The sequence below is a fragment of the Flaviflexus ciconiae genome, assembly GCF_003971195.1.
In the GTDB taxonomy this organism is placed as follows: Bacteria; Actinomycetota; Actinomycetes; order Actinomycetales; family Actinomycetaceae; genus Flaviflexus; species Flaviflexus ciconiae.
The window spans coordinates 1,995,224-2,020,241 of record NZ_CP034593.1 but is presented as its reverse complement, the minus strand read 5'-3'; the positions used below and the strand labels follow the sequence as shown (position 1 = coordinate 2,020,241).

Below are 25,018 nucleotides of genomic sequence, written 5' to 3'. Positions count from 1 at the left end.
AAGGGTTGAGGCGAGGACTGGGGAGTTCTCCACGTGCAGGGTTACCCCAGGCTTGTCTCGAAGCTTTGGAACACAAGCAGTATGAATGCTGGTCACACCACCAGCCGTCCGGATGGTGGTGTCCCTGAGTCATGGCACCGCGGCGGTTACCCTATTCGGTCCTTGAGGCTCCCATGACCTGCCGGACCTCCTCGGCAATATCGCGATGTGCGATCGCGAACGTCTGGTTCTTGCGGATCAGGACATGGGCGGAGTCCACGTACGTGTTGGCTACTGCAACCAGGGTCCCGCATGAGTCAGCTTCCGAAACGTCGTATTTTTCGTAGGTTGATCCCGACCTGATCGTCAGCTGATCACCGTCAAGTAAGGCTTCGTCGATCGGTAGTTCGAGCCCATCGGCCAGGGAATTAACCATATCCGGGAGACTACCCGGCTCGATCGTCGCGGAAGGTTTCGGCTTCGTGCAGTAAGCGCCATTCAACTGCGCGACTGCGAGTGCTATTGGATCCGTCGGGTCCTCGGCTGCGGCGATCCAATCCTCGCGAGACACATCCTGCCGAAGAACAAGACCCCGAGACCCGAGCCAATGAATCTGAGCATCGATAACCGGATCGACCATGGGTGCAGGAGATGGAGCGGGCTGGGACTTGCGGCGACGAAACAGCATGTCCCAAGTGTACGGCGGGCGGATATTGATGGAGTGGGCGGACCCTGCTCCTGCCTCTTCACCATCACCCGGACATTACCAACAACACTTTCTGTTCGATTCGGACAATTTTGATCGGTTGCGTGTTTCGGCTTGCTCGTGCGGAACACTCGTCTTATAGTTACCGAGTAACTATTAGTTTTCTTGCTGAGTGGAGGTGGGTTCATGTCGGTCAAGCACGTCATTCTTGTCCTGCTTCAGAAGAAGCCGGCCGGGGCCTACTCCCTCAAACAGTCGATCGATGAATTGACGGGGAATGCATGGCCGATGAACATCGGACAGGTCTCCCAAACCATTACCCGACTGGACAGGGACGGGCTTGTCCAGTCCGCCGGTGAGGTCACAACGGGTGGTCGAGTAGCCGAGCTTTACGCGATCACGGAAGCAGGCGAGGAAGAGCTGTCTCGGTGGTGGCGGGCACCGTTGGTGAAGTCTCCGCGGGACCGCGACGACCTTGTTATGAGGGTCTTGGCCGCGGTCCATTCCGACGCCGTTGATGTCTCCGACATTATTCAGACGCAGCGGAAGCAGACACTGCAGGCGCTTGCGGAAGCAACGCGTGAACTCCGCAAGGGCGACAGTGCGGATGTTGCTTCCTATTTCATTCTTCAGAGGCGGATCTTCGACCTCGACTCCGAGTCACGCTGGCTCGATCACATTGAAAGGATAGCCCGCGCGGCATCTATCGAAAGGAAGAGCGATGACTGATATCGCCCTGCAGCTTGTCGATGTTCTGAAAACCCACGATTCGGGTGCGCAGAAGGTCGTTGCTCTCGACCGCGTTGACTTCACTCTGGAGCGCGGCGAACTCGTCGCGATTATGGGCCCCTCGGGCTCGGGCAAGTCCACGCTGTTGAATATGGCAGGGGGCCTGGACAGTCCCGATAGCGGTGACGTGATCGTGAACGGTCAGAACCTTGTCACCATGTCGGTGGCGGATCGTGCCGAGGTGCGGCGCACCCAGATCGGCTATGTCTTCCAGGACTACAACCTCATCCCCACCCTGACCGTGGCAGAGAATGTGTCTCTGCCACTTGAGCTGGACGGAGTGAAGGAAGCTGTTGCCCGGGAACAGGCACTCAAGGGGCTGGCGGAGCTTGGCCTTGAGTCACTTGCCGATCGGTTCCCGGCCGAGGTCTCTCGCGGTCAGGCCCAGCGCACCGCGATTGCTCGCGCTCTCCTTGGTGAGGGCAGACTATTGCTTGCCGATGAGCCGACGGGTGCCCTGGACTCGAATTCTTCGGAAGAGGTCATGATGTTGCTGCGTGACCGGGTTGATCACGGTGCGACGGGAATTATTGTGACCCACGAGTCGCGATACGCGGGATGGGCGGACCGGGTTGTGTTCCTGCGCGACGGCGCCATCGTCGATTCCACGTCGGAGGCGTGACATGAAAGCAATACGTCGCCTTGCGCTCCGGGACCTCAGATTCAATAAGGTCCGGGCTATTCTTGCCACGGTTCTTATTTCTCTGCCTGTCATGGCGGGCCTTGTCATTGGTTCGCTCTACTCGAATCAGTCCAGCCACTGGATGCTTGAACACTTCAGTGAGGTCGAGGATCTTCAGGCCTCCGGTTTAGCTGTCTGTGATTGTGAGATCAGGCAGGAACCCGCGGGAAACGGTGCCTCTTACCTTGATGGTGGCCGTGAAAATGGGGATGCCGAGGAAATGATTGCCGCCGTCATCTCTCCCAATAACTCGGTGGAGATCCGGCAGGACTCGATGAGCCTCATGCTCCAAAAGTCGAGCGACTACAACATTCTCCACTCGGAAGCGCAGTGGGCTGCTGCTAATGAGTCCCTCATCATTGAAGGCAGGGTACCGGAAAGCACTGACGAGATAGCACTGTCCCGCGGCGATCAAGCGTCCCTGGGAGTGGATGTCGGTGACGACATGTCGAGGATTATCAACTACGACAATCCCGAACCAGTCACCGTTGTTGGTATCACCGAGAACGTCACTCTGATCAGCCAGGACGGTACGGGACAGCGCCCCACCCTTGATGATCTTGCTGTGAGTGGCTGGGGCATGCCCCAGCTTGCGATTACCGGACCAGATCCGGTCACCTGGGAGCAGGTGAAGGAACTCAACCGGCTTGGAATCGTTGTCGAATCCAAACACGTTCTTGATAATCCGCCACCGCAAGAAGACGTTGATGCATGGACAGATGGCGGGTTCGGACCGACCTCCACCGAGATTAACTACATTGCTGTCGCGACGATTGGGCTCATTGGTCTGATCGAAGTTGTTTTGCTGATCTCCCCGCCGTTTACTATGGCGGTGCGGAGGAACGAGCGGTCTCTTGGACAACTCGCTGCCCTTGGTGCTACCGCGAAGCAGCTCCGCAGGCTCATGCTGTTCCAGGGAGCGTTCCTTGGATTCGCCGGTGCCGTTCTCGGCATCATCGGGTACTTGGTGTTCCGCTTTGCCCTTAACTCTAATGCGGGTGAACAGCTTTTCCTTGTTGCCTGGCACTACCCGGTCGCCATTGTCTTCGCTGTGATTCTTGGGCTTCTTGCCGCAGTTATCCCCGCGGTCACAGCCTCCCGGATCAACGTTGTTGCCGTCCTCACGGGTCGGGAGTCTGGCAAGTCAGTGCGATATCGGCGATCGATCATTGGTCCCGCCATACTTCTGCTCGGCATCGTCCTTCTCTTCGGTGCCATTGCGGTGAAGGATTCAGATGTCCTGTATGCAATCAGCACGATCGGGATAGTCCTTGGCCTGATAGGCACCGCCCCAATCTGCATTCGGCTTGTTTCCGCGCTGGTTGGGAAGATGTCACTGCCCGGCAAACTCGCTGGCAGGGAATCTGTGAGGAGCGTCCATAGAACAGCTCCAGGTGTTGCTGCCGTCATGATCGTCGCTGTTGTCGCCGTGTTCACTATTTCCCAGTTCTTTACGATGCTGAACCGAAACTTCTCTGAAGAGAACATTGCAGGTCCTCGAGGTGCCGCCTGGGTTGCTCTGCAAGACTGGGGTACCGGAGGTGATGATCTGGCAATCCTCGAGAACTCAATCAGAGAACTGGATGAAGAGCGCGCCGTTAAATCATGGACGCCCGTCTATGCGGCGACCGGATGGAACTCCAACGTTGAAGTACAAATCCCCGAAGATCGCATGTGCCCACTTGAAGACTGGCAGACGATGGAGGGGCTCTCCTCAGAAGAGTACGAGCAGGTACAGGAGGACGCGCAGACTGATCCGCGCTGCATCAACTACCTGGGTGGTAACCGCATGAACCCGGCTCTTCCGAACCTATTCCACAGTGGATTCCCGATCGTTGATGACGGCACGATTCTGGCTCTCCTCCCCGGAGATGTTGATGTGGAACTTGGCCAGGCCACGCTCGACAAGGGAGGCGTTCTCCTCGCATACGCGGACGGGATCGTTGGGGGCTCCGCGACCTTCACCGTTGTGACATACGAAAATGTTGATGTTATTGAAGGTGAAACGATAACCGTTCCCACTGAAGCGGTACTTGACGAAGATGGTCCTTACCAGATCTTCAGCTGGGAAGCCGCAGAAGAGCTTGGCCTTATCGTCAATCCGATCGGTGCGCTCATCGTGTTCGAAAAGCCCGTCACCATGCTGGAAACAAGTAGCATGCTCTACGACTTTGCGGGAAACAACGCGATCGTCTACGAGACCATCAACGAAGTTAATACGGACTACGTGATCGCAGCGCTCGCCGCCGCCATCATCTCCATCCTCGTGGCTGTTGGAACAGCAATCATCATTGTTGTGCTGGCGGGACGGGAAACCCGGGCCGACTACGACACGATTGATGCTCTTGGCGGCAAGCCCCGCTTACGCAGACAGGTCAGCCATGCCACGGGCCTCATTATCGGTCTAGCAGGTATTATTCCCGGCTTCATTGTGGGATCTATCCTCACCATAGCCATCGGCCAACTGCTCGACAATCAGCCACTGGAAGTCCCGTTTCTCCCGATCATCGGCCTTGCCATCCTCATCATCGCGCTCGCCACCATCATCCCCGGTCTCTTTGCGCCGCGGAAGAAGGCGCTCACCAGGCGGCTCGACTAGTCGAACAACGAGCTGAGCGGGCTGAAGGCCTGATAATGAATGTTCCCCCCGAGGCGATTGCCTCGGGGGAACATCTGACTTAGCTACCTAACGTACTGGTCTCCCAGTTTTCGTTAGTTTGCTAGTTAGCGCGGTTAACGCCGGGGGTATCGATCCCGTCACCATCCCAGTCACCAACGATGGCGCGATCGGAATCGCGGCCGTAGTTGAGGATCTCTTCAATATCTCCGCCCGCGAGGGCGTTGTTGATGTAGTAGGTGTGTCCGCGACGCAGTGCGATCGTGTCGGAACCGTCGCCGTCGAAGTCACCTGCGAGGGCAACGTCCCCGTCCCGGCCGTAACGGAACTCCGTCTCTGCCTTACCGTCAACGAGAACGTTGTTGACGAAGTAGGTATGTCCGCGGCGGACCGTTATTGTGTCCGTGGTGTTTCCGTCCCAGTCGCCAACGAGAACCTCGTCAGCGACCCGGCCGTAGTGGAACTCTTCGTCAGCGTTACCGCCCGCGAGGGAGTTTTTCAGGAAGAATGTGTCACCACGACGAACACCGAGAGTATCGACGCCGTCACCATCCCAATCGCCAACGAGAATCTCGTCGCCTTCGCGTCCGTAACGGAACTCGACATCAGCTTCGCCACCCTCAAGAGTGTTGTTGAGGTAGAACGTCTTACCGCGGTGAACACCAAGGGTGTCAGTGCCGTTACCGTCCCAGTCACCCACGATGACTTCGTCACCGACCTGTCCGTAAGCGAAACCAACCTCGTGGCCGGTCGAAGACCAGTCATTAATGAGAAGGAAGGCGTTGCCGGAGGGAACGGTCGGCTTCGGATCGGTCGGATCTGTCGGATCAGTGGGATCCGTGGGATCGGTGTCGTCCTCTTCGACTGCCGTGAACGTGAGAACGGGGGAGATGTTCTCAGCTCCGTGCTCGTCGACGGTGCGGACGTACCAGTAGTGCTCGCCTTCAACGCGGTCTTCCCACGTCACCGAAGCGGTACCGGGGGTTTCCAGGTCTTCGACGGTGCCGATTTCGTGGTCGGTGAGGACCTCGACGGTGAAGGAGTCGGTTGAGAGGACGCGCTCGGCAGGAGCGATGTCGAGCAGGTCGTAGGAGAGGACGAAGTCCTGGTACAGGTCCGGGTCCTCCGGGGGACCAACGAGCGACGCATCGTCCGAGTTGTACTGGTCGAGCGACGGCGAGTATGTGCGGACGTTGACTTCCTGGTTCTCGTTATCGAAGTGGAGGAGGCGCAGGAAGCCCTGGCCGCCCTCCGGCAGACCCTGGTAGTCGAACAGCATCGACGTAACGGTACGGTCGTTTACGCCATCACCATCATCATCGAACGAATCGTAACGGGTGTGAGCGTCATGGTAGTGACCGGACATGACAACCTGAACATTCGGGTTCGTTGCCACAACCTCATCGAGGATCTGCTGCGGGATCGGGCCAAGGCCACCGGTGGTCAGCATGTACTCGTGCAGGTTGATGAAAGCAACGCGGTCCGGGTGTTGCGCCAGTACCTCGTTCATCCAGGCAATGGACTCGTCATTCGGTCCCCAACCCATCGAGACAACAATGAAGTCGATCCCGCCGGCGGAGAACAGGTCGTAGTGACCGCGGTTGTCCCGGTAGGAACCGCCGTACCACGGGTTATCGGCGAAACGGTCTTCACCGAAGAACTGCGAGTAGATCGAGTAGTCCTCGAGGTTCTGTCCCACATCGTGGTTACCTGCGAGAACGCCGTAGGGCAGGCCTGCCTCATCGAGGCGAGCATACTGCGGATCGGCATGCTCCCACTGGTACATCTGGTCGTAGTCATCGACAATGTCACCCGTGTGGAACAGGTACTGGATGTTCATGTTCTCGCGCTGTTCAAGCACGAAGTCATGGATTGCGACCTGGTGGTCGAAGTACTGCTCGTTGTAGTACTGCGTGTCAGACTCCCAGGCGAGAGTGAAGTCGTAGGTGGACCGGTCACGGTCCTCCTCGTTGTTCTTCACAACCGCACTGTCGCGGGTTGTCAGGTCCTGACCTGCGTAGCCCTCGGAGTGCTGAACGAGAAGGGTCACGGACCCATCCGCCTCGTACTCTTCGGCGTCGATCAGAGCGGACAGCGTGAACGACTCGGTGGCGTCACCGGTAATGTGACGATCGATCTCGTCCCAGCCGCTCGCATCGGGCCGCTGTGCGTACAGGATGACCTGTGCGTCGCTGTCGGCCTCGCCGGACCAGGCCACGCGGACCTGCGAACCAGCAACCATGTCGTCAGCTACATCAACCTCGAACAGCTGGTAGGGGAACTGGCTGAACGATGCGACCTCGTTCGACAGTCCATCCTTGCTACCAAACTGTTCAACCTCGTCAGCGGTCAGAGGCTGCGCCTCTGCACGCTCAGTGGTGGCAGCGTCAACGACGGTGCCCGAGGAGGTGCGGATCTCGGAGTCGAGGGCGGGTGCGCCGCCACCGTAGAAGGTGACGTCAACAAGGTCGTTCGTCGGGTCGGTGATCTCTGCGGACAGCAGGACATCACCAACGGGAACCTCGGTGCCATCGGCCGGGGTGAAGCCAGCCGCGGTCGGCTCCTCATCGGGGATCTCGAACGACACGGTCATCGTGGAAGCGTTGCCGAGCAGGTCCGTTGCCGAGACGGTTAGGGTGTGCTCGCCAGCCTCAAGTTTGGTCGAGGTCGTCGTGTGCGGAAGCGTGGTCTCGGAACCATCGAGTGAAGCGGTGAGAACGTCGAGGCCAATGCCGGAGTCAACTGCTTCGGCTTCGATCGTGAACTCGCCTTGCATAACTCCCTCGTCGACACCGGTGACGGTGATTGACGGGCCGGTGTTGTCGACGTTGACGGTCGCGGACTTGGAGTCCTCGCCCTCAACAGCTTCGATAACGTGCTCGCCGTCTTCCACTGCCGTGGTATCCCAGGCGTGGAGCTGACCCGTGAAGGCGTCCTCGGGGATCTCAAAGACAGCGTCGTAGTAGTCGAGCTTGCCGGCGGAGTCACCCATGCGGAGCCACTCTTCTGAATCGTCGTAGCCGACCGGGGTGAGCGTCCTACCATCGGGAAGAATAAGTCGAAGGCCCTTGATCTGGAAATCGTCGTTGTTCTCGTCAAGATCGATTTCGGGGGCTGCCTTCGTGCCAGCGTAGACGCTGACAACCAGGTTGCCGTCCTCGTTGATGTGACGCTGGGGAACAGCGGTGGAGATCGTTTCGACGCGTTCGTACGTGCCGTCTTCGAAGATCCTTAGAACTTCGTCGCCAGCAAGAATGCCGTTACGGAAGAACATGTCGGTAGCCGTCACTTCCATGGCAAACACGGGAGCGGACTCGAGGGCAGCATTCGTGTCGACGGCAGTGCCGTCAACAGATAGCTCTGCAACGCGATCCACGGTGTTCGTGGTGGCAATGAGGTCGACAATGCCGTTCAGCCACTGATCGTCAGTGACGCTGAGGCGGACCGGGGACATGTCGACGCCGTCGACCATGACCTGGGTCGGATCAGTTGTCACGGAGTTCGTGCCGTCGGAGACGGTGATCGAGTACTCGTACCAGCGCTTACCGATGATGTCGGCAGCGGGAAGCTCGTAGGAGTAGCGGTCACCATCGGCCAGCAGGTTGATGACGCGGGGCTCGTCACCGGCGGAGGAAACAACGCTGACGGTCACGGTCTTGACCTGAATGTCATCGGTCACCTCGAAGACGAACTCGAAGGGCTGATCGGCAAGAACCGTGTCGGCCGTCAGGTCGGTGATAACCGGCTCTGCTGTGTCGGAGGATGGGGTGACGAGCGGCTCGGGTAGCTGGTGTGCTGCCACGGTGCCGGGGGTGGCGTGGTCCGAGCCGAGCAGGGTCTGCTTGAGCAGGTCCTCCTCGTCAACGCCCCACTGGAGACCAAGGTTTGTGACAACGTCACGTTCCGAGCCCGTGTTGTAGTAGGCGCGGTTCACCATGTGACCGGTGTTGGTCTGGATCTGGATGCCGCGGGCTGAGCCGTTGGCCATGCCACCCGCGTAGATCTCGAGCAGCTCGGTGTCAGCCTCAAGATTTGCGCCGTAGAAGGTGTTGAAGTCTTCAGCGGTCAGCTCATCGTTCGGGCCGTTCTTGATCCAGAACACGAGTGTCTCGCCCGGAGCAATGACCGCATCCGAGGGGATCGTCGGCCACACGGTTGCGTTCGAGTTCGTGAACTCGTCCAGCGGGTACAGGTAGTTGATGGCGTAGTCGGAGAAGTCGACCGGTGCGTTCGTGGCGTTCGCGATCTCAATGAACTCGTAGCCGTCCGAGGAACCCACGTTCGTGGAGTCAACAACAGCTTCGGTGACAAGCAGAGGGGCCGAGGTAGTCGGAGGAAGCAGCGGCTCCTCTTCCGTGATGTCCGCCGGATCCATGAGCTGCTCGGGATGAACAACACCGGGGGAGGGATCGGCAAGGGTGTTCAGGACCCTCATCGACCTAGGTTCAAGAGCGTCAGCCTCGGGAAGACCGAAGTCGGCCGACATTGCGGGACCAACGGAATCTGATGGGTAGTACGACCAGGACTGGATCTCGCCGTCCTTGAGGACGCGGATGCCACGGTCGCCGCCGTTGGCCATGCCACCGGCTTCAACGCGGAAGATCTGCGCGTCGTTCTCCATGCCGAACTCGTTACGGAAGTCCTCTTCCGTGTAGGAGAATGAGTCAATGTTGTTCGCGGTGTAGGACACCCAGGCAACCGCGGTCTCACCGGGCTCAAGAACGATATCAACGCCCTCCTCAACCGGGTGCAGAAGGTCGCGGCTCATGTCGTCCGAGTTCACGTAAATGTACTGGAACGAGTAGCCGTCCTCGAGAACGTTAATGGTCTCGTTGGTCGTGTTGTGAATCTCGTAGTACTCGAAGTTGTCGTGGCTCGTCGAGTTCGGAAGGATCTCCGTGATCATGAGAGCCGGAATACCCTCTTCTGCAACCTCGGGCTCCGGGGCCTCGAGCTGCTCGGGAGAAACAGCGCCAGCGGTTCCGCCCGGCTCGTTTGCGATCTGCCTCAGCCTGCGAGTATCCGCAGCATCGGCGGCGGGAATTGCGAACTCGGCGGTCTGGGTGGTGCTGATCGTGTCGGCGTCGTAGTACGCCCACGACTCAACCTCACCGTTCTTGACGACCTGAACGCCGCGGTCACCGGAGTTAGACATGCCGTTCTGTCCGACAATGCGGATAACGCGGCCGTCTTCTCCCATGCCCCACTCTTCACGGAAATCGGCTTCCGTGTAGTCGAAGGAACGAACATTGCCGTTCTCGTGCGACAGCCAGAGCACAACGGTCTCTCCGGCCTCGATGATAATGTCATCGCCCTCGTGCGGAGACAGGACAGTGCTAGCCACTTCCCCATCATCCGCTGAGGTGTAAGTGAGTGAATATCCGGCGTCGTTCATGGAGATCGCGGATTCAGTGGTGTTGTGGAGCTCAATGAACTCGAAATGATCAACCCCGCCATGGTCGGGGGCAAGCTCGGTGATCATCAGCGGGGGCAGGGAGTCCTGCTCCTGTGCTCGTGTAATCGTTGTTGGTGGTGTCGTGTTGGGCTGCGCTGCGACCGGACCCGCAAAGGTCAAGGTCAGAGCGCCTGCGGTACCCGCGGCCATAATAGCCCCCGGTATGCGCCGAATACTCTTCACTATGTCTTCCTTCTGTATCAGAAACTATGTATTGAGTTTCTGAATTAGAGTAGAAAAACAGAATGAAATCAGAATGAACGAGACATATCGGACGCGTGTCCGTCAGGAGAGCGCATCATGTCGCCCCAGCTTACGGGCGTGCTCACCGATCCGATACGTCAGCGGGCACGTGCGGCCCAGCAACGAAACCCGGAAGATCATTAGTTGTGTACTGTATCCAGCAGGTGTGGAGTCTCTCATGGCATGCTGACCCGCAACCCTTGTCACAGCTGACCTGTTAACAGGTCAGCGGCCGGGAAAATCCCGGCCGCTGAACGAGAAAGGACTAGTTGTGAACAATTTACTTTGAAGGAAGTTCTTCTATTCCGCTAAAGAGCTACTGTCGGTTAGATCCTGAGGAGCTTCAGGAGAAGCTTAATTCTGTGACTTTCCGTGGCTCTCCGTGAGTGTCTTGGAGGCTTAGATTCCGAGGGACTTCTGGACGGACAGGAGGGCCTCGGCGGACTTGTGGAGCTTCGCCTCTTCGATGTCGTCCATGGGGAAGTTCAGGGTGCGTTCAACGCCGCCACGGCCCACGATCGAGGGGACGGACAGGGCGATGTCGGAAATCCCGTGGTAGTTGTTCAAGAGGGTTGAGACGGGGAGGACGGCCTTCTGGTCGCGGAGGATCGCCTCCACGACTCGGGCACCGGCAACGCCGATTGCGTAGTTCGTTGCGCCCTTACCCTGAATGACCTTGTAGGCGGAGTTCATGACTTCGTGCTCGAGGGAATCGAGAACCTCACGGTCGAAGACGCGGTTACCTGCCGAGTCTTTCCAATCCTGGAGCGGGGACTGGCCAATCGTGGCGGAAGACCAGAGTGCGAACTCGGTGTCGCCGTGCTCGCCCACCATCATGGCGTGCACGGAACGGGGCGAGATCCCGATCTTGTTGCCAACCAGCCAGCGCAGGCGGGACGTGTCAAGAACCGTTCCGGAGGAGAGCACGCGGTGGGTGGGAAGACCGGAGATCTTCAGGGCTGCCGTGGTCAGCACATCGCACGGGTTCGTGACGAGCATGTAGATCGCGTTCGGGGCCTGCTCGAGCAACTGCGGCATAAGAGAACCCAAGATGTCGACATTCGTGCCAGCCAGGTCCAGTCGAGACTGTCCGGGCTTCTGGCGTGCACCGGCAGTGATGACAACAATGTCGGAACCTGCGACGCAGGAAATATCGGAGCCACCAATGATCTGGGAGGCCTGGGTGTACTGGCTTCCGTGCGCAAGGTCGAGGACCTCGGCATCGACCTTCTCGGTGTTGAGGTCGTAGAGGGCAACAGTGTTGGCGGAGCCGCGGATGAGAGAGGCGTAAGCAAGAGAGGATCCCACGGATCCCGCTCCAACGATCGAGAGCTTCGTGGTGCTGGCGGTATCAGTCATAGACACATTGTCTACGACAGCGGCCCGCCGCGCCAAGGGCTGAGAGAAGACGGTCCCCTTCTTCTCAGCGGCAATGGACCATAATGAAACAATGAGCCGCTTTCACGATCTCGTTGACAAGTTCGGTGCCCTCCCCATTCCGCTCGAGAGGGCACGAACCGGGGGCCGCCGGTCCGCTGTTCTCATGGCGCTCACCGATGAGGATGACACCAGGATCGTGCTCACGAGGCGGGCTCTGACCATGCGCTTTCATCCCGGCCAGGTCTCCTTCCCGGGGGGTTCCCTCGAAGAAGGCGAAACCCCGGTTGATGCTGCGTTGCGGGAAGCCCACGAAGAAGTAGGGCTTGAACCCACAAGGGTCTCGGTTCTCGGGGAACTCCCGGGCCTGTCGCTTGCAGCATCATCAAATGCAGTTACCCCAATCATTGGTGTTATCGGGCCCGGCGAACGCCCCGACGTGGTCGACGAGGCAGAGGTCGACTCCGTTCACCTGCCGACACTCGAATACTTGGCGGACCCCGATATTCGCATGACTGCACTCATTCCAGGCAGACCCTACCGGGGACCGGCCTTCCAGCTTGGCGACATATTTATATGGGGATTCACGGCTCACCTACTTGATGGTCTTCTGGAAGTTGGTGGCTGGGAAAAAGAATGGGACCACGACCGCACCATCATCGTCCCGGAAGAATACCGGCGAGAACGGGGCTGATCTTTCTAGAGGGGTGACGGAGGCTGATCTTTCGGAGGGAGAATCCGATCATTCGAGGGGACTGAACCCTAAGATTGATCTCCTTCTTAGTCTTCACGCAGTGGGCCCACGGATTCCGTCCGTGGGCCCACTGTCACTGTTAGCTCATTGCTGTCATAAGCTCCCTGCGATCATCGAGTCTGCATTCTTAGAGAGCTCCGAGGAGGACGCGTGCGACCTCGACGAGGGAGATAGCTCCCGGATCGGGGGTGCCGACGGACTTCTGGCCGAGCGGGCGGGCGCGACCAACCTTGGCGACAAGGTCCGTGGTGGAGGATGCGCCTTCTTCGCCTGCCTTTAGAGCGGCCTCTGCCTTGGTCTTGAGGTCACCCTCGGTGGTCGTCAGGGCTTCGGTGAGCGGAACGAGGGCGTCAACAAGAGTCTTGTCGCCCACCTCTGCACCACCGAGTCGCTGAACTGCTTCCCGAGCCGCAACCACTGCTTCGACAAGCTTGTTCTCGGTCGGAGCATCCTCGTTACCAAGGGCCGCGCCGAACGAGGTGAGGATAGCGCCCCAGAGAGCACCCGAGGTGCCGCCAGCACGATCGGACCACGCGTCACCCGCAGCGGCCAGGGTGGTCGACAGGCCAGCACCATCAGCAACCAGTGCCTGGGCTGCCTTAGCGGCTGCGCGGGAACCATTCTCCATGCCAATGCCGTGGTCACCGTCGCCAGCAACGGCGTCCAGTTCACCCAGCTCGTCCTTCTTAGATTCGAGCATGGTGGCGATCTCACCAAGGAGATCTGCGGCCTTGGATGCGGCGGCCTGGGAAGCTTCAGATCCGGTCTCGGTGACGGTGACCTTCGCGGCCTCGTTGTTGAGAACCGCATCGTCGCGCTCAACCTGCTTGACAGAGCCCTTGCGGTAGGCAGGGGAATCGCACGGTGCGTTCCAGTACTCAAGGAGCTCGTCATCAACCCAGGTCAGGGTGAGGGAAATGCCTGCCATGTCCAAAGAAGTCACGAACTCGCCCGACTCCAGGTCTTCAACGACAATGCCTGCCTCTTCCAGGAGGTCGTGGACTGCACCGGCGACAATGAACAGCTCCTCGTACTTCGTGTCACCCAGGCCGTTGACCATGGCGACAACGCGGTTCGCGCCCTCGGGACGTTCCTCGAGCAGACCATCAACGAGGGTCTTAGCGACCTCGTTGGCCGTACCAAGAGGTGCTTCGTCAACGCCGGGTTCACCGTGAATGCCGAGACCGATCGCCATCTTCCCCTCCGGGACGGTGAACAGCGGTCCATCGGCACCGGGAAGAGTACAGCCGTCGAAAGCTACGCCGAAGGAACGGGTCGCGTCGTTTGCCTTGGCGAAGACGCGCTTGACCTCCTCGAAGTCCTTACCTGCCTCTGCCGCGGCAGAAGCAATCTTGAAGGTCGGGAAGTCACCGGCAATACCGCGGCGCTTCTCCAGTTCATCCTTCGAACCGGAAGCAATGTCATCCGTGACAACCAGAGTGTCTGCATCAATACCCTCGGCACGAAGGCGCTCAATGGCCTGGCCGAAGTGGAGGACGTCGCCTGCGTAGTTACCAAAACCAATAAGAACACCGGCACCCCGGTCGGCTGCTTTCAGGACCGAGTAGGCCTGTGCTCCTGATGGGGAGGAGAAAATGTTGCCGCACACGGCACCATCGGCAAAGCCCTGACCGACCCAGCCAGCGAAGGCCGGGTAGTGGCCGGAGCCACCGCCGTACACAACAGCAACCTTGCCGTCACGTGTCGCGGTCGAACGGACCACGCCACCGTAGACGGGCTTCACGTACCGCTTGTTCGCGAGAACGAAGCCGCGAAGCGACTCTGCGGGAAAATCTTCAGGAACGTTCACTAGACGCGTCATTGCTCTTCCTTACGTTGGGACTGTCTCCACTGACAGATCATCGGTACCGATCATACGAGCGTGTTCCAAGCCATACAACCGGAAATTCCGGGACAATCATGAAAATTTCTCACCAACTAGTGGGAAATCTGCCGCGAATCAGCAGTAAACGTTGATAGAAGGCCAAAAACTATGCTCGCGCGTTGACTGAAAAGTTGCTGACTGCAGTGTTGACCAGTTTGGCCAAATCGGGGCAACTCGGATAAATCTCAGGATGTGGAAGGGGTCCATTGGGAGTGGGTATAAGAGGAATGTGGGAGGAACAGCCACCGTTGTTCCTCCCACACCGTGAATTTTCATCAGGCCGTCATGGCTTCACGAGTTTATGCCTCTTGACGTCGATAGGGTCAGCCAGCTCGGGTGACTGGCGGCCGAGCGCCGACGAGCATCACATCGACAACGTCCCGTACCCGGCGGCCCCGCGCAGTAAACCCGACGACCGTGCGCTACGCCAACGACGCTTTGCTATTGTGACGTGTGGCACCTTTGGGTGCAGAACTGTAGGGTGAAGTGAACACGCAGCAAGCGTGCTGACATGACGAAAGGCGGATCCCATGAGAGCTGTAAGAGTCGGCGGCCCGATCATTCTCGCGGCCATTGGCGCCATTCTTTACTTCGCGGTCCCGGATGCTGTTGAGGAGGTTCCGCTCGGAACCATTGGACTCATCCTCATGATCGCTGGCGGAATCTGGCTTGTTCTCGAGCTCATCCTTGGACGTCGAAGGTCCTCGGTGATCACGGAGCAGCGAACTATCAACGACGGCGGAGTGCCGCGACAAGAGGTGCACGAGAGGCGCCAGGACGAGATCTGATCGCTGAGAGACTGGGTGGAGCGGTAGCGAGAGACTCTCAGTCTCGTCGGCCCTGCACCGCCGCCCTGCCCTGACCTCGTCGAGGGCTTCCAAGTGCCGAACCCATGACCGCTCCCGCGCGTCTTACTTTGAGTAGACACGCGGGAGCGGCCCCGGCTGTTAGTCCTGTTCGTACCGTGACGAAGCCGAGTTCGTCACGGCCAGTCCGCCCCGGAGAAACGGCGGCACCTGCGTTTCAGTTGCCGTAGCCCGGGCGGGTGGCAGTCAGGACGATGTCCTGTCAGCAATCGCCGTCGCCATCGCCATCCCACCATCGTGACTCATAGATATGTGCCAAGTGGTGGATCCACGGCCGTACCGTTCCGCGAGCGATCTCTTGACTGCCGCTGCGAGTGGCTCGTGGATGGTGAGAGTAGGCCTGCCCCACCTGTCAGAAACAACTTCGATCTGTGACCAGTCGACCTCTTCTTGGGTGAGCGGGGGCGGGGTTCCGATAAGGGCGGCGGACCAGGCCTTAATGAAGGCTTCTTTCGCCGCCCACCGTGCCGCCAGGTGTCCCGCGACCGAACCGGAGGTGTTGGCTCGGTTCTTGGCGGTGCGGCGTTCTTGGCCGGTGAAGGCGCGGGCGTAGACCGTGCCGGGGGAGTCCAGTTGCTGTGCAAAGGACTCGATTCCGACAAGGTCTACACCCACACCGATGATCACTCGAAGAAACCGCTTTCGGACAGACGTGCCTCGGGATCGAGCAGCATTTCGGCCTCGATCTCCTTCGGCTCGCCAGCGAAGCGACGGTCCTCGATCGGGGTGAAGAGCGGCTCGTGGCCGAGCATGCCGGCTTCGCGGCGGCGGACACCTGCACGTAGGCGTGAGGTTGCCTTCTCGAGCCATGCCTGGGCTGCGTCTTCTCCGAGTTCCTGCCTGACTGCCTGTTCGAAGGTGGCCGGGTGGACCAGGGCGACAAGTGCGGACACGTGGCCGAACCCGAGGGAGGTGAGCAGTCCTGCCTTGACCGTCGTCGGGAGCTGGAGAGGCTCGCGGAGCCAGACCAGACCGGGGGAGGTCTGTAGGGCGGGATCGACACAGTCGAGTGCCTTGTTGGCGGGTACCTTGCCGGTACGGAAGATATCGGCGAGGCCTGCGGCCTGGAAGACAGCGGCACCGCCCTTCGCGTGACCGGTCAGGGTCTTCTGGGAGACAACGAGAAGCGGGTTGCCTTCGGTGCGTCCCATGGCCTCGGCAAGGCGGGTATGCAGGTCGGACTCGTTCGGGTCGTTCGCGTTCGTTGACGTGTCGTGCTTGGAGACCACGGAGATCTCGTCAACGGTTACGCCAAGGTCTGCCAGGTTCTTGACGAGCCTGGAAGCCTTGCGTCCGCGTCCCGCTGCGAGTGCACCAAGCCCCGGGGCGGGGATTGAGGTGTGCGCACCGTCGGCGTAGGACTGGGCGAAGCCAACCACTGCGTAGATGGGCAGACCCATCTCGGCAGCGACGGAGCCGCGAGCGAGTAGGATCGTGCCACCACCCTGGGATTCGACGAAGCCTGCACGCCTGCGGTCGTTCGACCGGGAGTAGAAGCGTTCGTTAATGCCCTTCGCCGCCATCGCATCCGAGTCCGCCGTGGCGTTCATGGAAGCAAATCCCGCGATCGACTCGACCGAGATGTCGTCGATAGCGCCGGCGACAACGAAGTCGGCCTTGTCGGTCGCGATCTTGTCGACGCCCTCCTCGACGGAGACGGCCGCGGTAGCGCAGGCACCGATCGGGTGAATCATCGAACCGTAGCCACCAATGTAGGACTGCATCGTGTGAGCAGCGACCACGTTGGGGAGGGTTTCTTGGAGGATGTCGGAGGGGATGTCCTCGGCCAGGAAACGATCGAGGAACAGTTTCCTCATTGACGTCATCCCGCCAAAACCGGTGCCCTGAGTCATCGCCACATCGGAGGGGTGGACGGCCTGGAGGATCTCTGCGGGAGAGAAGCCCGCCGACAGGTAGGCGTCAACCGCGGACACCAGGTTCCATACGGCAATCCGGTCGATCGATTCCACCATGGATGTGGGGATACCCCAGCGGGTCGGATCGAAGTCGGTCGGGAACTGGCCACCCACCTTGCGTGCCATTGCGGCGCGGCGAGGCATGCGGCTACGGGCACCCTGCTTGCGGGTCACCTGCCATTCCCCATCGACCTCGTGGGCCTCCGTGAACGCTGGATCGGCCTCGACGTAGGACTTGGCGGCTTCCTCGGAGTCAACGGAGAACGTGATGTCCTTGTCGAGGAACATTTCCACGCCCTCGGGGCTTGTCAGGTCCTCGATCGCGATCGAATCAACGAATGTGCGGACGCCGGAGCGTGCCACGACCTCGTCACGGTAGCGATCGAAGATATCGGCTTCGTCCACGATCTTGTCGTCCGTGTCGTACCAGCCAGCAACGGGCGTATCCATCCAGCGCAGCAGCCCGGTCATCCAGGCCAGCTCCAGAACACCGGCGGCGGTCAGTTCCACCGTGCCATCGGACTGGATGCCGTACTCGGCTTCGAAACGGGTACGTCCCGAGCCCCAGGGGCTGACCTCACCAAGGCCAACAATCACGACCATGTCGTCAAGCGACGTTGTGACCTTGCTCCATTCGGCCGTGGGCTGGACGGAACGGACCGGGGACGGCAGTGCCTGCAACGTAGCTGCGGCTTCCTCGACAGTCTCCTCCACCGACAGATCGGTTTCGTCGCGCAGGGCCGCGATGTTGATCTTGCCCATGCCGCCCGTCAGGTCAGCGTCGAGCGGGGCGTCGAGGGCCTTCGTGCGGGACTCGGGGAGCAGAGGGCGAGCAGCTCGGATGAGATTTCCGACGGGGTCCAGACGCGGATACCGGAGTTCTCGGCGGCCTCGACCAGCGGGTCGTTGCCTCCCATGAGTCCCGTACCGGCAACCCAGCCGATCCTCGGGTGAGCGATCGTGATCCGGTCAGCCCATGGCTCAACCTGCCACTTGTTCGCAATGGCATCGAATGCTGCCTTGACCTCGCCGTATGCACCGTCGCCACCGAAGGTGCCGCGGTTCGGAGAACCCGGGAGCACAACGTGCAGGCGGTGCTCCACGTTCGTGTCCGCACCAATCTTCGACAGGGCGGTCATGGAACGCTCAACCGACCAGAGCAGCAGGCGGGCCTGTGTCTCGGTAGCCGGCCCAGCATCCTCAGCCGTGCCCGAAACGGGCGGGGCAGCGAACGGGAAGTACAGGTCCGGGGTCAGAGCAGGCTTCGTGACCTTGAGGTCCGAACCAACGGTCTCCGACTGTTCCGTACCGATCCACTCAACGAGTGAATCAACATCCCGGTAGGAGGACAGGTTCGCGGGAACCAGCCACAGGGAAGCATCGGCCGATGCGTTCTCCCGGTACAGGGTCTTTGCGTAGGCAAGACGCGACGCGTTGATCCGGGACGCGGTGGCAACAACGGTTGCGCCGCCCGCCAGGAGCTTCGCAACAACGCCACCAGCGATAGAAGCGGGAGCCATACCGGTTACGATGGCTACCTGGCCGGAGTACACACCCGGGGTCTGATCGAGAGCCTCCGTAGCGATCTGTTCGAAGCGAGCCTTTGTTTCTCCTTCGGACTTACCTGCCCACCAGGTGGCCTGATCGGCAACTGCCTGACCGGTACCGCGGAACGACACGGTCTCGGGAAGCTCCGAACCGGCCCAGAGGCGAGCAAGATCCTCGCGTGCCGAAGCCCAACGATCGTCAAGAAGGATCGCCTTACGAGCATCGAACGACGGGGATACGAGCTTCACCCAACCGGAACCAAGCTCGGCCTCAACCGTCTCGAGAACATTAGCGACTTCCTCTTCCTCCGAATGATCGAACGAAGCAGGAGTGGTCTCATCCAGTCCAAGAACGCCAAGGAGGTGACGGGCCGTGTCCGCGAGAACACCCTGATCGCCCGTGATCTTCTCAGCGAACTCATCAAGAGCGGCCGAGTCAACGGTTGCGCCACCGCCGGAACCACCCGCGGACGGGATAGCAACCGGAATGCCGTGGGCGGCACCAATCTCAGCAACCGCAGCATCAATGATCGCGTTGACATCGGCCGTCGACGAAGCCTCGGTCGCCATCGTGGCTAGGTCGCCACCACGGGTCGAAGCACCCGTACGTGTGCCGAGGAGAATGGCGGAGGTGGTGTGAGCAACCCAGCCCTCACCGAGCTGCCACACGCTACCGACACGGTCGCCAATGTAGGACTGCTTCTGGCCAGCGGCACCAAACAGCTTACGGATACGGTCCTTGATGGCCTCACCAAGAACAGGGCCGAACGGCTTGTAGTTGTGAGCGGCGCGGTCAACCGTGTTCGACAGTGTTGCCACATCGGCCTCGGCCGCACCCTCAACGCTTGCCAGGCCGAGCTCGGCGGAGAAGTCCATGAGCAACTGGTTGAGCCTCGAGGACACACCGTTCGTCAGGGTGCCCGTCGTATCGGCGGCGCCAATCTGCTCGGGACGCACCTTGTTAGCAAAAGCCAGCAGCGTCTTGATTGCGTCCGATGCCTTGTACGGCAGGTCAGCGGGACGCTCGATGGAACCGGCGGGAGCCGCCGGAGCAGCAGGGGCCGCCTCGGGTGCTGCAGGTGCGGGAGCGGGAGCTGCGGCGGGTGCCGAAGCCTGTGCCCGGGCGGCTGCTTCCTGAGTAGCCTCTTCCGGTTCGTCATCCTCGATCGTGCGGACATCCTCGTGGTAGACGAAGGCCTCATCGCGCTGAACGTTACGGACGGTCACCGAAGCGTCGTTGAACTCCGGCAGAGCCAGGGTCTTCGAAGCGAGGTTAGCGAGCGTCGGGGCGGCACCCAGGCCGATCTCAACGATCTCGTTGATGTCGAGCTTGTCGGTCGAGAACAGGAGCTCCTGCGTCTCAATCCAACGCACCGGGGAAGCGAACTGCCAGCACAGCAGCTCGATGAGGATCGTGCGAGCAAGGGCAACCTTGTCCTCGATCCGCTTATCCCAGTTCGCCAGCACATCCTCAAGCTGAGTGGATGGAACAACGCCGAGAATAACCTTGACGAAGTCCTGCGTCAGTTCGAACGGAACGGCAACAAGGTTCGGGATGTACTTGCCCTCGAGAACCCGGTAATCGATCTCGGTGGGGAGTAGCTCGGTGAGGCGCTCGCGGAACTCCGGAACACCGTCGTGGAGCACTGCGGAGTGGAAGGGGACGTCAATGCCGGGGACGAGCATGAACGGGCCCTTGCCGCCGGCCTTGCGGGCACGCTCCGACGAGTCGGCCGCGAGAGCCTGAAGGCCCTTGATGGTGCCGGCAATGGCGTACTGCTGGCCTGCCAGGTTGTAGTTGACGATCTCCAGGAACTCACCGGACGCCTTGGCAACGCCTTCGACGTAGTCCTTGACCTGGTCGTGGCTGACACCGAACTGGTTGGGACGCAACGCTCCCATCTGGTAGTTCGATCGGCCCTGCTCGTCGCGGGGAACCAGGTTGTGCATGGTGGCACCGCGGTGGAACACGAGCTCAAGAACCGTTTCCAATTCAATAACGTTCGCGTACGCGGACAGGGAGTTGTATTCGCCAAGCGAGTGGCCCGCGAAGTACGCGCCATCAACCACAGCACCGGCCTCACGCAGGCGTGCGGTCTGTGCGAACGCAAGGGTGGCGAGAGCAACCTGCGTGAACTGCGTCAGGTTCAGCACGCCCTCCGGGTGCTTGTAGACGATGCCCTTGGCGGTGAGCTCGGTCGGGTTGTCCCGCACGAGAGCGAGGATCGAGAAGCCGAGGACCTTGCGGGTGTGAGCATCGGCCCGCTCCCACACGTCAGCGGTGGCCTTCGAAGAGGCACGCTCCGCGAGCCCCATACCCTGGGCCTGGATGCCCTGGCCCGGGTAGACGTAGGCGGTTGACGGGGCAGCGGTTGTTGCCGTGCCGGTTGAAACAAGTTCGGAACCAACCTTGCAGGTGACCTCGAGAACGAGACCGCCGCCCTTGAGGCGGCCAATGCGCTCAACGGTGATATCAACTTCGTCGTTCAGGTCAACAAGACCGAACATGCGGTACGTCCAACCCGTCAGCTTCAGGCGGTTGCCTTCGTTGTCGGCCGCGGAAGCAGCGTGCTGTGCCGTGGCGGACAGCCACATGCCGTGAACGAGCGGTGCCGACAGGCCTGCGACGCGGGCCGCGTTGGCGGAGGTGTGGATCGGGTTGAAGTCGCCCGACACCCACGCGAAGGGGGTCATGTCGGCAGGGGCCGTGACCTTGACCTTGCGGAGTGTGGAACGCGGGGTGTCAACAACCTCGGAGGTCGTGCCACCCGCGAACGGCGGGTCGGCGGGAAGCTGGTTGCCGTAGGCGCGGCCGCGGATCGCGAATCTCTCCTCCATGTGGCCAATCTTCACGCCATCGACAAACAGGTCGAGGTCAACCTCGACGATACGACCGGAGGAGGACTCGTTGATCGAATCGGCCCAGGAGATAACGTCGATGCGGTCGGCGTCAATCTCGGACACGGGGCGATCGAAGGTGATCGTGTGGTCCAGGTGCACTGCGTTCAGCAGGCCCTCGATCACCGGGTAGTCGTTAACCAGGGCCGAACCGAGCGCGGCGTAGATCGCCGGCCAGCACGTACCGAGAAGAGCGTCCGGGACGATCGTCGCCGTGTCCAGGTCCAGTGCGTTCGCTGTCACGCCAGCGTGGTCCGGGCCGAGCGTGTTCGGGAACGCGAACGAGTAGTGGGCTTCGCCGAACTCGGAAAGCTCGGAGTCCACCATGGTGGGCAGTGCCGGGATGTAGTCGCCCTGGACAGCCGTGTTGCCGACACCTGCCGTGCCGGACAGCAGGTTGTACATCGACTCGGGCAGGCGCTTCTCGTCAACGACCGGGACGCCACCGTCGCGGACCGACTCGGGAAGAACCAGGGGAACAACGAGCTCGCGCACGGCGTGAACCGAGGCGGCAGAACCATCCCAGTACGTGTCAAGGTTGACCGTAATAGTTGCCTTGTCGCCGTCGATCTCAAGATCGTAGGCCGACGGATCAAGGATGTGTGCCGGGTTGTCCATGAGGTGCCCGGTCCAGGAAATGAACGGGGTGGACCGCAGGAACTGCTCAGCGTCAGCCGCATTGTTCAGGCGCGAGTAGCCGGAAACCTTCTGGGCTTTGCCGTCAAGGCGCTCGATCGTGGCGTCCTCGAAACGGGTGAGGATCGTGGCGATCGGCTCGTTCACGGTCGTGATGCCACCAACGGACAGCGGGCCGGGGATGATGCGGACAGCGTTAGCGTCGTAACGATCGTCCTGGGCCTGCCAGAGGGAGTCCTGGCCCCACCAGCGAAGCAGGTCATCGTCGATGGCGGGAACGAAGCCCATCGGCTTCGGGTACTTGCGCATGAGAGCAATGAACCAGGCGGAGTCCAGCGGGGTAAGGGTCAGTTCCTTCGACAGCGGGTAGGCCTCGATGAGCTTGTCGGCGGCCGGCTGACCGGCCTCAACATCGGCTTCGGTCGGGAATAGGGTGGTGACGGGGCCGTGGTCGGCGGGCGACAGGCGGGCCTCGAAACGCTGCAGGAGTTCGTGGAAGCGGGTTAGCCACGACGGGTCAACCCACGGATGCGACAGCTCCGCGAAGCGGGTAGCCACCTCTGCGTAGGTCATTTCGCCGAGATCACCGAAGTAGGGCTTCGACGTCTTGTTCAAAGCCTCAATGATTTCGGCCCGACGGGACCGGAGAAGCTCCGGCTTGCCCTCAACCTCGGCAACAAGGCGAGCGCATGCTGCTGCGTCGTTGTCGATCTCGTACATGTCGGCACGCAGGTGCGACAGGCCGGATGTCATGCCGCCCTTGGACTTTCCGGCGCCAACCCAGCCACCCTCGGACGCGGGAACACCCGTCGTCTTCACGAGGAGTTCCTTGACAGAATCCTGGGTCTTCGCTTCCTTCGCCGTCATCGCAGCGGTGCCAATGAGGACACCATCGACCGGCATAGCGGGCAGATCGTAGGCCAGTGCCCACTCGCCCGAAATGTAGTCAGCGGCCCGCTCGGGGGTGCCGATACCACCGCCGACACAGAGAATCACGTTCTCCTGGCGACGGATCTCCGCATAGGTGGAACGCAGTAGGTCGTCGAGGTTCTCCCACGAATGGTGGCCACCGGCGTGACCGTCCTCGACATGCAGAATGATCGTCGTGTCGACCTTGCGGGCGATCGCCAGTGACTGGCGGATCTGGGCAACGGTGCCGGGCTTGAACGCCACGTACTTGAAGCCCTCGGACTGGAGGGTCTCGATCAGCTCGGGAGCCTCATCGAGCTCCGGGATGCCTGCGGAGACAACGACGCCATCGAGCGGGGCACCGGACTCGCGGGCCTTCGAGACAACGCGCTGGCCACCGAACTGGAGGTTCCACAGGTAGCGGTCCATGAACATGGCGTTGAACTTCGCGGTACGACCCTCGTCGAGCTGCTCCTGCAGGCCAGCCAGGTTCTTTGCGAAGACGTCGGCGGTTACCTGGCCGCCGCCTCCCATCTCAACCCAGAACCCTGCGTTTGCCGCGGCGGCAACGATCTCCGGGTCAACGGTCGTGGGGGTCATGCCGGCAAGGAGAACCGGGGAGTTACCGGTCAGGCGAGTAAACGCGGTCTCAACAACCGTGCCGTTCGGCAGGTCCAAGAGACGCGGGGCGTGCTTCGACCAGTCGGCCGTACGCGCAGGCTCCTCGCCCGGTGCGGCAAGAGCATCAATGTCGTTGAGCGTTCCGGCGGACACAATGCCTGCCCCGGTGCCTTCGAGAACATCGGAGGTAATGCGGCCAACAATGTTGCCGGGGCCTAGGTCAACAAACCATTCGGCGCCATTAGCCTGGGCCTCGCGAACCTGGGTCGACCAGTCGACCGGGTCAACGAGAACGGCGCGGGCCAGCGGCTCAGCACCTTCGATACCGCACTGCTCGGCCCAGGCAACAACCTGGTCGAGGGCGGGGGAAACAAGCTCGTGGTGGAAGGGAGCCTCCACGTCGAGGTATTCGACGATCGGTGCCAGCGGCATACCACCCCGGACCTTCGCGGCCAGTTCGGCACGGTCGGCCTTCTCGGCGGCCTCGGCAGCCAGCTCAACGCGCTCAAGGGCGGTCGGGGTGCCGGACACGATGAAGCGGCGGCGGGAGTTCGCGATCGAAATCGTGGCTCCCGTGCCCTCGACGATCTTCTCCAGGTCGGAACGGGACACGTCGCGCACCGACAGCATCGGTGACTTCGTGGGGTGGGAGATACCGGCGGTGCGGCAGGTGCGGGAAGCGGCTGCACCAATAAGGCGGGCGATTGCGAAGACGCGAGCGAGTTCCTTCGAGTCCTTCTCAACCCAGGCCTTTGCGAGCTCGGCACCGAGGATGCCCTGGGAATGACCAAGAACCTCGGTGGGGCGAGAAACGCCAATGTCGAGACCGGCCGAGGACAGTGCATGCAGGAGCGCGTACTGGGCTGCGGTGATACCCGGGACCGACATAGCGGCGTCGTTCGACGAGCCAAGGGACTCGAGGGTCAGCGAGCCCGCACCGACGGCAGCAAGCTGGGCTGCGAGCGGTGCCAGGAGATCATCAGAGTCGGAGATCAGGGTGCGGAGCGAATGAGCAAGATTGGAGTCCTCGCCGATCTCGGCAAGGTTCTCACGCCACGGGGTGGCCTGGCCTGCGAACAGGAGAACGTAGGGCTCGCCGGATGCGAGACGGGAGATAAAACTGGAAGCCATGTTTCCT

Annotated in this window: 10 protein-coding genes and 1 pseudogene; 5 read left to right on the top strand and 6 right to left on the bottom strand. The window is 60.8% G+C overall.

Going from position 1 to position 25,018, the window contains the following annotated elements:
* Positions 1-151: 151 nt before the first annotated feature.
* The gene (locus EJ997_RS08800; protein ID WP_126704220.1) at positions 152-667 is read right to left on the bottom strand and encodes a hypothetical protein; all 516 of its coding nucleotides are present in this window, start codon (positions 665-667) and stop codon (positions 152-154) included.
* A gap of 204 nt (positions 668-871) precedes the next feature.
* Between EJ997_RS08800 and EJ997_RS08795 the strand changes: the two genes are divergently transcribed.
* Genes EJ997_RS08795 through EJ997_RS08785 form a run of 3 tightly spaced genes read left to right on the top strand, consistent with a single transcriptional unit; the run spans position 872 to position 4,755 of the window.
* Positions 872-1,414 (top strand): PadR family transcriptional regulator, encoded by a 543-nt coding sequence (locus tag EJ997_RS08795; RefSeq protein WP_126704219.1) that lies wholly within the window; start codon positions 872-874, stop codon positions 1,412-1,414.
* Positions 1,407-2,096 (top strand): ABC transporter ATP-binding protein, encoded by a 690-nt coding sequence (locus EJ997_RS08790; protein WP_126704218.1) that lies wholly within the window; start codon positions 1,407-1,409, stop codon positions 2,094-2,096. Before EJ997_RS08795 ends, EJ997_RS08790 begins: the two co-directional genes overlap by 8 nt.
* A 1-nt stretch (position 2,097) precedes the next feature.
* Positions 2,098-4,755 carry an ABC transporter permease gene (locus tag EJ997_RS08785; protein WP_126704217.1) on the top strand — a complete coding sequence of 886 codons (2,658 nt, stop codon included), beginning with the start codon at positions 2,098-2,100 and terminating at the stop codon, positions 4,753-4,755.
* A gap of 121 nt (positions 4,756-4,876) precedes the next feature.
* On the opposite strand, the gene EJ997_RS08780 is transcribed toward EJ997_RS08785, so the two are convergent.
* Both EJ997_RS08780 and EJ997_RS08775 read right to left on the bottom strand, forming a co-directional pair.
* Positions 4,877-10,411, bottom strand: coding sequence for a lamin tail domain-containing protein (locus EJ997_RS08780; RefSeq protein ID WP_126704216.1), 5,535 nt, complete (start codon positions 10,409-10,411; stop codon positions 4,877-4,879).
* 459 nt (positions 10,412-10,870) lie between these two features.
* The gene (locus tag EJ997_RS08775; RefSeq protein WP_126704215.1) at positions 10,871-11,830 is read right to left on the bottom strand and encodes an L-lactate dehydrogenase; all 960 of its coding nucleotides are present in this window, start codon (positions 11,828-11,830) and stop codon (positions 10,871-10,873) included.
* A gap of 91 nt (positions 11,831-11,921) precedes the next feature.
* Here EJ997_RS08775 and EJ997_RS08770 point away from each other — a divergent pair, with 91 nt between their 5' ends.
* Positions 11,922-12,542: an NUDIX hydrolase gene (locus EJ997_RS08770; RefSeq protein WP_126704214.1), complete on the top strand. Its 621-nt coding sequence runs from the start codon at positions 11,922-11,924 to the stop codon at positions 12,540-12,542.
* A gap of 187 nt (positions 12,543-12,729) precedes the next feature.
* On the opposite strand, the gene EJ997_RS08765 is transcribed toward EJ997_RS08770, so the two are convergent.
* A complete protein-coding gene (locus tag EJ997_RS08765; RefSeq protein WP_126704213.1) occupies positions 12,730-14,424 on the bottom strand; it encodes a dihydroxyacetone kinase family protein in 1,695 nt (564 codons plus the stop codon).
* 593 nt (positions 14,425-15,017) lie between these two features.
* Here EJ997_RS08765 and EJ997_RS08760 point away from each other — a divergent pair.
* Entirely contained in the window at positions 15,018-15,275 is a 258-nt protein-coding gene (locus EJ997_RS08760; protein ID WP_126704212.1) for a DUF6458 family protein, read from the top strand.
* 264 nt (positions 15,276-15,539) lie between these two features.
* Here the strand turns inward: EJ997_RS08760 and acpS are convergent, their stop codons facing one another.
* Positions 15,540-15,980 (bottom strand): holo-ACP synthase AcpS, encoded by a 441-nt coding sequence (gene acpS, locus EJ997_RS08755; RefSeq protein ID WP_206501942.1) that lies wholly within the window; start codon positions 15,978-15,980, stop codon positions 15,540-15,542.
* Positions 15,977-25,011: pseudogene (locus EJ997_RS08745) on the bottom strand (fatty acid synthase subunit beta domain-containing protein). The gene acpS and the pseudogene EJ997_RS08745 overlap by 4 nt, the downstream one beginning before the upstream one ends.
* Positions 25,012-25,018 lie beyond the last annotated feature (7 nt).

Bases quoted from the DNA above. Each gene is read 5' to 3' on its own strand.
- EJ997_RS08775 (WP_126704215.1), bottom strand. From the start codon at position 11,830: ATGACTGATACCGCCAGCACCACGAAGCTCTCGATCGTTGGAGCGGGA.
- EJ997_RS08800 (WP_126704220.1), bottom strand. From the start codon at position 667: ATGCTGTTTCGTCGCCGCAAGTCCCAGCCCGCTCCATCTCCTGCACCC.
- EJ997_RS08760 (WP_126704212.1), top strand. From the start codon at position 15,018: ATGAGAGCTGTAAGAGTCGGCGGCCCGATCATTCTCGCGGCCATTGGC.
- EJ997_RS08765 (WP_126704213.1), bottom strand. From the start codon at position 14,424: ATGACGCGTCTAGTGAACGTTCCTGAAGATTTTCCCGCAGAGTCGCTT.
- EJ997_RS08795 (WP_126704219.1), top strand. From the start codon at position 872: ATGTCGGTCAAGCACGTCATTCTTGTCCTGCTTCAGAAGAAGCCGGCC.
- EJ997_RS08790 (WP_126704218.1), top strand. From the start codon at position 1,407: ATGACTGATATCGCCCTGCAGCTTGTCGATGTTCTGAAAACCCACGAT.
- EJ997_RS08770 (WP_126704214.1), top strand. From the start codon at position 11,922: ATGAGCCGCTTTCACGATCTCGTTGACAAGTTCGGTGCCCTCCCCATT.
- EJ997_RS08785 (WP_126704217.1), top strand. From the start codon at position 2,098: ATGAAAGCAATACGTCGCCTTGCGCTCCGGGACCTCAGATTCAATAAG.